The organism is Cryptosporangium japonicum, assembly GCF_039524755.1.
GTDB lineage: Bacteria > Actinomycetota > Actinomycetes > Mycobacteriales > Cryptosporangiaceae > Cryptosporangium > Cryptosporangium japonicum.
In genome coordinates this window covers 1-12,070 of record NZ_BAAAGX010000013.1, presented here as the reverse complement: position 1 = coordinate 12,070, position 12,070 = coordinate 1, and the positions used below count along the sequence as shown (strand labels likewise).

Sequence of the window (12,070 nt, the reverse complement as noted above, 5' to 3'; positions counted from 1 at the left end):
CGGCCGGGAGTGGTACCTGGTCCGGGGCAACGGCGACGGCCCGGCGCTCGGCCCGCTGCTGAACCCGCAGTCGCTGCCCGCCGGCGGTCTCCGCTTCCCGTTCACGCTGCCGGCCGGCGTCGTGGAGCACGAGGGACGGCTCGTCGTCGGCGGCCCGGTGGAGAACGGCGCGTTCGCGACGACCGCCGCGCTCGGCGACACCGTCCTGGTGGGCGGCCGGGCGAACGAGATCGATCCGGTGGCGCTCCGGGAGGCCGGGCAGCTGGTCGGCGGCGACGCGCGGCTGGTGTTCGCGACCCCGGCGGCGGCCGGGGACTCGACCCGCGTCCGGGGTCTGGCCATGGACAGCGGCGTCCCCACGGTCTCGTCGCGGACGGCCGATCCGTCCGGGCCGTGGACGATCGCGCACCCGGACGGCCGCCTCACCACGGTGCCGACGCTGACGACGCCGGCCGGAACGTCGGACGGGACCGTCGGCGACGCCCGCACGTTCGGGATGCCGCCGGGGGTGTTCAACCAGGACGGTCTGCTGTGGTTCGGCGAACCGGCCGAGGGCTCGGCGCTGCTGCTGCTGGCCTCGGCCGACCCCGAGGTGCTGACGATCGTCGTCCGGCTCGACGACGGCCTGACCCCGGCGGCCCGGACCGAGGCGCTGCGTGCGCTCGCCGACGGCGCGGGTGCGCGCCGGGCCGAGGCGCTGGTCGTGATCGACGGGGTGTTCACCGAGTCGATGCTCACCGGGCTCGGCCGGATCGCCGAGACGATCGGCGTCCGCGTGCTGGCGGCGGTCGCGCCCGACGGGACCGAGGTGACCGACGCGCCGGTGAGCGCCGACTCCGGCCGGGTGCTGGCCCCGGCCGGGACGACCTGGGCGCTCGCGCTGCCCGACGCCTCGGTCCGGCGTCTGACCGGGCGGGCCGACCGGGACACCCTCGACGCGGTCGGCGCACCGCGCTGGGGCCGGGCCCCGCTGCCGGCGTCGGTGCGCGCCGCCGGGCCGGTCCTGCTCGTCGGCGACACCCCAGAGCCCGAGGTGCTCGCCCAGGTGCAGGGCGTCGCGGCGCTGCGGGCCGGGCCCACCGTGGTGCTCGGGACCGGTGTCGCGGACCCCGCGGCCACCGTCGCCGAGCTCCGCGCCGCGCTGCCCGGCGCGGACCTCCTGGTGATCGTGGTGGCGCCGCGCCCGACGCTGCCGGACGGCGCGATGGCGCAGCTGGCCGAGGAGCACCGCACGCCGGTCCTGTACCGCCACGAGGAGGTCCACGGACGCTCGTGGAGCAGCATCTCCCCGCACGGTGCCCACCGGTTGCTGGGGCCGCGCGACGGCACGCTGGCGCCGGAGTGGTTCGGCCTGGACGGGGTCACCGCCGACGGCCCGCTGCTGCACGTCGACCACCGGCCCGGCCCCGACGACTCCGGCCACCGGGCGCTGCTCGACGCCGGGGTGCCGTACGTGCTGGTGTTCGACCCGCAGCAGGGGTGGGAGACCACGGGCGAGCGGCTGGTCGACCTGACCGACCTGCTGGCACCCCCCGCCGCCGGGATCTGGCCGCTGGCCGTCCTGCTCGGCCCGGCCGACCCGGACGAGGCCGAGAGCGCGGACCTGGCGCTGACCGCGTCGACGCAGCACGTGCTGATCGCGCAGCGGCTCGCCGACGGAGGCTGGGTGGCGTACACCCGCAACGGGTCGATCCAGGTGCCCGGGGGAGCGGTGCTGCCGGTGTCGTCGGCGGCGGCGATCGTCGCGCACCACCTGGCCCCGAAACGCCGTCGCCGCCGGGACATCAGCGAGATCGAAGGGCAGCGCTCGGAGCCGCCGGCGGTCCCGGCCCCGCCGCCGATCGGGCCCAGCGCCGTGCCCGCTCCGGCCACCGCACCGGCGTCCACCGGAGCCGAGCCGCCGCGCCGCGGCGTGACCCTCGGCGACGACGACGACCCGGCCGACCCGGTCGAGGCCACGGGTACCGGCGCCGACCCGGTCGGGCCGGCCGACTTCGACCCGTCCGACCCGGACGCGACCGCCGAGCAGCTCGTCGACTGGGTCCGGCGCGAGTCGGTGCTCCCGTACGGCTCACCGGACGCCGACCCGGCCGTCGACCCGGACGGCCCCACGCTGGGGCTCGAACTCGAGTTCCAGTTCGCCGCCGGGCTGTCCGAGGCCGAGCGCACCACCCGGCTGCGTCGGATGCTGGCCGACCTGCGTCGTTTCGGCCTGTCCTCGGCCGAGGGCATCGGCTACTACCACTCGGCCCGGGACGAGGGGTACACCGGCGCGCGCGACGGGTGGCGGCTGGAGTACGACTCGACCGTCGACGGCGAACTCGTCTCGCCGATCCTGACCGACTCGCCGCAGACCTGGTTCGACGTCGCGCTGGCCGTCGCGATCCTGCGCCGCCACGGTGCCATCGCGGTCAACGGCAGCGCCGGTGGTCACGTCCACGTCGGTGCGGACGACCTGCTGCGCGTGGGTGGCTCCCCGATCGCGGCCGTGGTGGCGCTGGAGAACCGGTTCGCCGCGCGGCAGGACCTGCTGTACCGGCTGGGTGCCACCCCCGGTCACCGTTTCCACCGGGGCCCGCAGCACACCAAGCTGCTCACCGAGCCGTCGGCGGGCTACGCCGTCAGCGACGACGACGCGCTCGAGGTCCAGCGCGGCCGGCTCGCGGACACCACGGCCTTCCGGCGCTACCAGGCGCTCAACCTGCTGCCGTTGGCCGAGCTGTTCGCCGATCCCGACGCGCTGGCCGACCCGGAGCTCCACCAGCACCTGGAGGTGCGGGTCTGGGGCGCCAGCCTGGACCTCGGCGTGATCGAACTGCAGGCGCGGCTCAGCGCCGGCCTGGTCCGGACCACCCGGACCGGTGAACCGCCCCGGCCGCCCGGCGCCCTCGGCGACGCGATCCGGCTCGACCCGCCGCCGTCCGATCAGGAGGCCTTCGAGGCGGCGGCCGAGCTGTTGCCCGACGGCGGCAGCGAGCGGACCCGGGCGATGCTGCGGTCCTGGGTGGCGCAGACCCGGTGGCAGCCGCCGCTGCCCGAGGCCGCGACCGGTTACCGGCGGTTCGTGGCGCTCGGCCCGGAGGCGTCGTCGGTCGCCGAGGACCAGACCTACGACGGGTTCGCCGCGGAGCACGGCGGGCTGGTGGTCGTCGTCCGCGCCGACGCGATGACCAGCGCCGAGAACGAGCTGCGGGCGCTGCGCGAGTCCTACCCGGCCGACGACATGGTCGTTCTCGCCGCGCAGGACCCCGACGAGGCCGAACACGGGCGCGGCTTCCGCTGGGAGAACAACGCCGGTGTGTTCCCGTGGACGACCGTCGCGCTCCGCCCGTCGACGCTGACCGGCGACTCCCCGCTGCCGCCGGACGGCGTCCGGGCCCCGGCCGGGACCGAGTGGTACCTGGCCCGGGAGAACGGCGAGGGACCGGGCCTCGGCACGATCCTGACGCCGCGGATGTCCAGGGAGGTACCGAGGAGGTACCCCGGAACCCTGCCGGACGGGTTCTGGGACGAGGGCAACGCGCTCTACAGCGTCGGCACCGGGCCGACCCCGGCGCTCGACGCGCTGGCCGGCGGCTGGAACGGTCCGACGTTCGTCGTCGACCGGCTCGACGACGAGCAGGAGATCCTGCTCACCGCACTGCCGTCCTGGCCGCTTACCGGCGGGCAGGCGCCACTCGTCGTGCTGACCGCGGCGGTCGGCGTCCTCCACTGGACGCAGGTGCGCGCGTTCGCCCGGGACCGGAACACGACGGTGACGCTGCCCCGGACGCCCGACCCGGACAGCGGGTGGCTCGTGCTGCACCCGGACGGCTCGGCGCACCCGACCGACGCCGTGCCGACGCCGGCCACGATCGTGGCCACGGGGGCGCCCTCCGGGTTCGGCGCCGACCGCGACGACGCGCGGTTCGGGCTGCCGGACGGAGCGAGCCGGCGGGACGGCGCGCTCTGGCTGGGCCCCGGACGCGACGATCTGCGCGCGCTCGCCGGGCCGGGGTCCGTGCTGGTCACCGACCCCGCGGCGGTCGCCGTCGCGGTGCCGTCGGTGCTGCCGCTGCTCGGCTCCGACCGGGGCGCGGCGCTGGTGGTGCTGGCCGACCCGGCTCCGGGCGCGGGTACCGTCGCCGCCGAGTTCGGGGTCCGCGTCCTGGAGCGCGGCCCGGCCGGGTGGACGCTGCACCGGCCCGAGGGGCTCGGCCCGGACCTGCCGTTCTCCGCCACCCGCGCCGACGTCGACGCGGTGGCGCCGCGCTGGGGTCACCTTCGGCTGCCGCCGGGCGTGCGTGCCGTCGGACCGGTCCTGACCGCCGGCCGCGTCGACCCGCGCGCCGCCCGCAACCTGGTGCCGTTCGGCGCCGGCCGTTCCGGCTTGACCGTCCTGCTCGGCCCCGGAGCGGCGCTCGCGGCGTTCGCGCCGGTGTTCGCCCAGCTCGGCCCGGTCACCGACACCCTGGTCGTGCTCACCGAACCGACGTCGGCGCCGGTCGACCCGGACCGGCCGCACGGCGTGTCGGTCGCGGTGGAGGACCCCGGCGCGCCGCTCTGGCGGGTGTACCACTCCGACGGCACCGTGACGTCGGTCCCGGGTGGGCTGGGCCACCGTCCGCTGATCGGCCCGGTGCTGCTGGGAATGCCCGCCGGGGTCCGGTGGGACGGCGCGGTGTTCTGGACCGGGAACGCACCCACCGGTCCGCTCCGGGCCGCCGCCGACGACCTGGTGGAGTTCGGGTACGACCGGGCCGTCGTGCTCCGCGGCCCCCACCGCCTCGACCGGGCGGCGGAGATCGCCGCGCGCCTGCGCGGCCACGGCCGGACCGCGTTCCTGCTGGACGAGGCCCCGGCCGACCTCGACGACGGGGCCCAGGCCGAGGCGCTCGCGCGGGAGTACCCGGACGTCCTGGTCCAGGCCGTCCAGCTCGAGGGCGAAGCGGTCCCGGACGACGGCCGGCCGACCACGATCGGCGGCAACAGCGACGACGTCTTCGGCCGGTCACCCCAGCCCGTGCCGCCGCCGGGTCCGCTCGACGGGTACAGCACCCACGACCGGACCGCGGACGGCGGCGCGGGGAACGTCACCGGCTGGGACGCACGCGACGCCGACGCCGGTCCGGACGCGCTCGTCGACTGGGTGCGGTCGACGTCGGTGCTGCCGTACGTCGCGCCCGACGCCGGCCGCCAGGGCCCACCGTCCGGCCCGGCGTTCGGCCTGACGCTGGGGTTCGCGCTCGGCCCGGCCGCGTACCTCGGCGACCACCGCGCGCGGTTGCGCCGGATCGCCGCCGACCTGCGCGACTTCGGACTGAGCCGGTCCGCGCCGGGTGCGTCGGCCGCGACGGCCCGGGACACCTGGCGGGTGGACGACACCGCGTTCGGAAGCGGCGAGGTGCACTCACCGCTGCTCCCGGACACCCCGGACGCCTGGTGGGACGTCGCGCTGGTACTCGCGGTGCTGCGACGGCACGGGGCGGTCCCGTCCGGACGGGCCGCGGGCAGCGTGCGGGTGGACGTCGCGCCCGCGGTGCTGGCCGAGGGGCTCGCCGCGGTGGAGGACACGCTGCGCCGGCTCGGTACCGCGCCGGGCAACCGGTTCCACCGCGGCCCCGACGGCACGGCGTCGCTGGTCGCCGCGGGTGGGCGGGCCGACGTCCGGCTCTTCGACGACAGCCTGGACATCGGCGTGGTCGAGCTCCAGACGCAGCTGACGCGAGGGCTGGCCGGCGCGACCGGTCCGGCCCGGCCGGCCGGGTATCACGTCCGGGCCGGGACGGCGCGGGCCGACCGGGCGGCGCTGGAACAGGTGGCGGACCTGCTGCCCGCCGGCGACGAGCGCCTGCGCAACCTGCTCGAGCACTGGTACGCGGCCACCGACTGGCAGCCGGTGCTGGTGCCCGGTGCGGCCGCCCGCGGCCCGCTGCTGACCCTGGGAGAAGACCTGGCGCAGCAGCCGGCACCCCTCGACGCGCTGAGCGAGCTGGCCGCGACCCGGCCCGGGCCGACCGTCCTGATCCACACCCGGTACACCGGCGACGCGCTGGCCGATCTGCGCGCGATGTTCGACCGGGCGACCGGTGGCGCCGGGCCGCTCGTCGTCGCCGTGCGCGAGCAGGCCGGGTGGGGTCCGGTGGCGAGCTGGCTGGACGGCGTCGGCGGACGGCTCGTCGCGCTCCGGCGCTCCCCGGGTGCCTCCGGCCGGACCCTCGCCCCGGCACCCGGCCAGGTGATCGCACCGGAGAACACCGAGTGGTACCTGGTGCGCGGCAACGGCACCGGGCCCTCGCTCGGCGTCGCGCTCACCGCGGCGACCCTGGCCGCGCAGCCCGCGCCGCGGTACCCGTTCACACTGCCCGGTGCGTTGATCGAGGACGCGGGCGTGCTCCGGGCCGGCCCGTCGCGGGCGAACCCCGCGATCACCGGACCGCTCGCCGCGGCGAACGCGCCGGCCGTGGTGGTGCGCGGCTGGTCCGAGGCGGGGCCGGACGTGGTGGCCGCGCTGGCCGCGCTGGCCGGGCCGAGCGGACCGCGGATCGTGTTCGAGGGGCCGGTCGCCCCGCACCGCGTCCACCACCTGCGCGGACTCGCCGCCGAGACGGGCGCGCCCGTGGTGTTCTCCCGCACCGGCGCGCCGGACGCGTCCTGGACCGTGGTGGACCCGAACGGCGACGTGCGCACGATTCCGCACCTCGCGGCGTTGGACGACCCGCACGGCGAGGGCACGGCCGCGGTGGCGGCGACCGACGACTTCGGCCTGCCCGGCGGCGTCCACCGCGCCGGTGACGTGCTCGTCGTCGGACCGCCGGGGGAGCCCGGCCCCTATCCGGTGCTCGCGCACCCCGACCCCGACGTGCTGACGATCGTCTGGTCGCCGGTGCTGCCGGACGCGGGCGGCACGGCCGAGGTGCGCGCGGTGCTCGACGGCACCGGCCCGCGGCGCGCGGAGGCGTTGATCGTGGTGCCCGGGGTGCGTCCGAGGGCCGACGTCGGTCCGCTGACGACGCTGTCCACGACGCTCGGCGCCCGGATCCTGGTCGCGATCACCAGCCCGGAGGCGCCGTCGACCGGCGCGGTCGCGGACGCGCGGCCGGACGGTGTGCTGGTCGCACCGGCCGGCGCGAACTGGGCGCTGCTGCTCCCCGGCCGGCAGCGGCTGCTCTCCGGCCGCGTGCGACGGCCACTGCTCGACCTGATCGGACACACCCCCGTCGGCACCGGGCCGCTGCCCGGTTGGCTCACCCGGAGCGGACCCGCGACGCTGCTCATCGGCACGCCGCCCGCGCCGCCGACCGGGGCCGTCGTCGCCGCCGTCGCGCCGTTCCGGGTCGGCGCCACGCTCGTGCTCGGTGGATCCGTCACCGACCCGGTCGCGGCCGTGACGGCGGCCCGCCGCGCCCTCGGCCCGGGCCCGCTCTCGGTGGTGCGCACGACCGGCCGGGCGGGCCCGCCGGACGTCCGCGAGATGATGGTGGTGGCGGCGCAGGGCCTGGACCGGTACGACTCCACCGACGGCACCCGGTGGACCACCCGGACGGGGGAACTCGCCCGGTCCGACGACCAGGGCCGGCCGCTGCACCCCGCGCAGGCACTGCTCGGGGTGGGGGCCGGCACCACGGTGGGCGACCAGGCGCTGTGGGTCGGCGGCGCGTCCCCGTCGCCCGCGGCGTCGGCCGCGGTCCGCGCACTGACGCTCACCGGCGTCCCCTACGTGATCGTGGCCGATCCGCGGCTGGCGCCCGCGCAGGCGCTGACCGAGGTCGCGCGGGTGGCCCGGATCGTGCGCACCGAGGTGGCGCGCCCGGTGCGTCCGCTGGTGGTGCTGCCGCGGGCGGTGACACCCGCGAGCGTCGCCGGTTCGCCGCTGGCCGGGCTCGCCGACAGCCTCGGCGTGCTGCTCGTCCAGCGCCTGACCTCCGGTGTCTGGGCGGCACGCACCCGGTTCGGCTGGTTCGCGGTACCCGGCGGCGAACTGCCGTCGGCGCAGGCGATCGCCGAGGTCGTGGCGCTCGACCACTTCCCGCCGTCCGCGCCGCCCGTCGCCGCGCCGCCCGTCGCCGCGCCGCCGGCGGGGGCTTCCGACGCCGGGAGCGGTTCGGTCTCCGGGGACGAGTCGATGGGTGACGCGCCGGAGCCGGTTGACGACGAGTCGATGCCCGACGCCGACGAGGCGCTGCCACCGGACTTCGACCCGGCGGATCCCGGCGCCACCGCCGACCAGCTGATCGCCTGGGCCCAGCAGACCTCGGTGCTGCCGTACACCGTGCCCACCGAACCGGTGGACGGCCCCACGGTCGGCCTGGAGCTGGAGTTCGACTTCCCGCCCGGCGTCGACCGGGACACCGCACTGAGTGCGATCGGCTCCGACCTGGTCCGGTTCGGGCTGGCCCGGAGCGGCGAGCTGCGCGGGTACCACGAGGCCCGGGACGCCGACGACTACACCGGCGAGCGCGACGGCTGGCGCCTGGAGCGCGATCCCACCGTCGCCGGCGAGCTGATCTCACCGATCCTCACCGACACCCCCCAGGCCTGGCGCGACGTGGCACTGGCCGTCGCGATCCTGCGTCGTCACGGCGCGGTCGCCTCGGTACGCGTCGGCAGCCACGTCCACGTCGGCGTCGACGACCTGGTGAGCGCGCACGGACCGATCGGGGCGATCGTCCGGCTGGAGAAGAACTTCGCCCGGGTGCAGGACACGTTCTTCCGCCTCGGTGCCTCGCCCGGCTCCCGCTACCACCGCGGCACCGACCAGACCGCACCGTACGTGCAGCCGTCGACGCCGTACCAGGAGACCCCGAAGCGGCTGGAGGAGGCGATCTACCACGACCGGGAGACCGCGCTGAACCTGGTGCCGCTGGCCGAGGACGTGCGGCTCTCCGAGCCGTACCTCCCGGGCCCGGGGCGGCACGTGGAGGTGCGGCTCTGGGGCGGCAGCCTCGACCTGGGCGTGATCCAGACCCAGGCGCGGCTGACCGGGGGCCTGGTCACGGACGCCGGCGACCGCGACGACTTCGGCGAGGCCCGGCCGCTGGGCCACCACGACCGGCGACGGGGCGCCGAGGGGGACGAGAAGGCGCTGGCCGACGTCCTCGCGCTGGTGCCGCCCGGATCGCACGCCATGCTCACCGCGTGGTTCGCGCAGACGGTGTGGCAACCGGCGCTCCCGAAAGCCGCGGTCGGGCACGCCCAGTTCATCCAGGTCGGACCGTCCGCACTGCGTCCGGACGCGGTGCAGCGCTACGAGCGGTTCGCGGCCGCGCGTCCCGGTCTCACCGTCGTCGCCCCGGTCTCCGACCCGGCCGGCTTCGTCGAGGCCGTGACCACGCTGCTGCGGAACGGCACCGACCCGCTCCTGGTGCTGCCCGGCATACCGGCCGGTGACCACCTGGCCGGCTGGGGTGAGCTCGCGGCCGGCACCGGCGTCCCGATCGTGGCGTTGCGTCCCTACCCCGGACCCCCGTCGGCCGCGCCGGGGCTGACCGCCCCGGCCGGGCACGAGTGGTACCTGGTGCGGGGCAACGGACTGGGGCCCGGGCTCGGCCCGGTGCTGGCGCCGGACGTGACGGCGCCGCCGTCGGGGTACCCGTTCACGCTGCCGCCGGGGCTGATCGAGGAGAACGGCGTGCTCCGCCGGCCGGGAACGACGTCGACGCCGCCGGTCGACGACGGCGTGACCACGGTGGTGATCGGCGCGATCGACGAGGGGACCGCGCAGCTGCCGGGCGCGTTCGCGGCCCCGGTCACGATCGTCGTCGAGCGGCCACCCGGCGTGCAGCGGCTGGCCGGCCTGTGGGCGTCGGCCCGGGCCGTGGGCGCCACCGTCGTGCTCCCCGTCGACAACGGCTGGGGCGCGCTGCGCCCGGACGGTCGGGTCAGCCGCCACGACCGGATCCCGGACGCCGCGGAACTGGCCGTCACGCCGGGCCAGGTGCACCCCGACCCGGACCGCTTCGGGCTCCCGACCCGCGTCCACCGGGACGGGCGGGTGTTCTGGATCGGCGCACCCCAGGCCGGGTCGTGGCCGGCGACGTTCGCGCGCGGCGCCGACGGCGAGACGGTGACGCTCGTCGTCCGCAACGCCACCGACGTCGACGGACTGGACGCGATGCTGCGCGGCCTGGGCGCGGACCGGCGGCGCGCCCTGCTCGTCGTGGCCACCGCGAGCGCCGACGCGGCGACGGTCGCGCGGAACCTCGCCCGCGCCCACGGGGTGACCACGCTCGTGCCGGTCAGCACCTCGCGCCGCACGCTCGGCCCGCGCGCCCTGGGCGACGAGGTCTCCGCTCCGCCCGGCGGCGGCTGGGCGCTGGCCCGCCCGCAGGGCGCCGGACCGGCGCTGCCGGACCGGGTCACCCGGGCCGAGATCGACCGGCGCATCGCGGGCCTGCGCTGGGGCGACCTGCCGCTGCCGGACGGAGTCCGCGCGGACGGACCCGCGCTGCTGACCGGAGACGTCGACGCGCCGGACCTCGAGCGTCTGGCCGAGGACCGCTCGGGCGTGACGCTGCTGGTGGGCACGGGCCACCCGGACGTGGACGCCGTACTGAGCGGGTTGACGTCCGTGCTCCCCGGCCGGAGCGACACGCTCGTCGTCCACACCGGACCGACCGCGCACGACGTCCGGGCACTCGCCGTGCGTCACGGGTTCGCGGTGGCGGTGTCCGGTCCGCAGACGTGGACGGTGGTCCACCGGGACGGCACGGTCGTCGAGATCGCCGGACCGCTCACCCCCGAGGCGCTGCTCGCCGCCCCGGCGCCCACCCTGCTCGGGCTGCCCGCCGGAGCGGAGCAGGACGGCCGGATCCTCTGGGTGGACGTGCCCGACCCGGCGGTTCGCGACCGGTACCGGTCGCTGCTGGACTCGGGGGCGCCGTTCCTGGTCGTCGCGGGTGGCCCGGACGGAGCGGACGTCGCGCTGCGGATCGGCGAGCGGCTCGGCACCGGCGACCGCACGGACGGGTTGCCGCCACTCGTCGTCCTCACCGAGCCGCCGTCCGACGCGACCGGCCGGCTGGGCGTTCGCGCCGTCGACCACCGGATGGTCGTCGTCTGGCCGGAGACGACGACCGACCCGTGGAGCACGCCCGGCTGGAACGTCGTGCTGGCCGTGCTGACCGCCGCCGACGCGCTGCCCGACCCGCTCACCGCCGAGGCCGTCCGTGGCCTGTTGGAGACCGGGGACCCGGCCCTGGCATCATCCGGGGAGAGCGACGAGTCCGATTCCGCGTCGGAACCCGACTCCGAGGACGGAGACCTCTGAGATGACGAGCTACCCGGCGGTTCGGATTCGCGCCGGGGCGTCGCAACCGCCCCGGCGTCCGGACGGCGAGTTCTTCCGCTTCGAGCTGATCGACGGGGGCGGCCGCTGGCGCGTCTACGCCGACGACCGCACCGACCTGGTCGCCGATCTCATCCCCGGCTACGACACGCTGCCCGACGACGCGGCGCGCCGGGTCGCACGCACCGGCGCGCTGCTCGGCGCGCAGATCCTGGCCCAGGCGCGGCTGATCACCGACCTCGGCACCGACGACTGCACCGAGGAGCAGAAGGCGCTGCTGCTGGGCACCCGGGACACACCGCCGGTGCTGGACGAGGAGTGGACGGCGCCGGTGCCACTCGTGCTGATCAGCGGGCTCTACGAGCCCTACACGGCGCTGCCCCGCCCGGACGGCGACATCATCTGGCTCGACTCGGACACCGAGGACTCGTACCTGCGCGCGCTGCGCGTCACCGGGATGGTCGTGCTGGCCGAACGGTCCTGACCGTCCCCCCGAGCCGGGGCCCCACGAACACCGTGGGCCCCGGCTTCGTCGTTCACGCACTGGCCATCTGCCGGACCCGCTGAGGCCTGATCGGATTACCGGCGTCGCTCCGTGCCCGGTGTTGCATCGCCTGGTGCGCTGAGATCGGCGTCCGACGCTGAATACGTCAACGACCGCCGGCCGACAATCGGTCCCGCGGCGATTCGCCGTGCCCTTTCGGCGGCGTTCGAACTCGGAAAGGAGCGCTGCCCGTAATGGGTATGCAGGTTTCTCCCGAGATCGCGAAGCTCTTTCAGGTGTTGACCGGTGAAGAGTGGCCG

The 12,070-nt window shown here is 76.8% G+C and carries 1 protein-coding gene; it reads left to right on the top strand.

What is annotated here, in order from left to right:
* Positions 1–11,249 precede the first annotated feature (11,249 nt).
* Positions 11,250–11,750 (top strand): hypothetical protein, encoded by a 501-nt coding sequence (locus tag ABD437_RS16645; RefSeq protein WP_344649758.1) that lies wholly within the window; start codon positions 11,250–11,252, stop codon positions 11,748–11,750.
* Positions 11,751–12,070 lie beyond the last annotated feature (320 nt).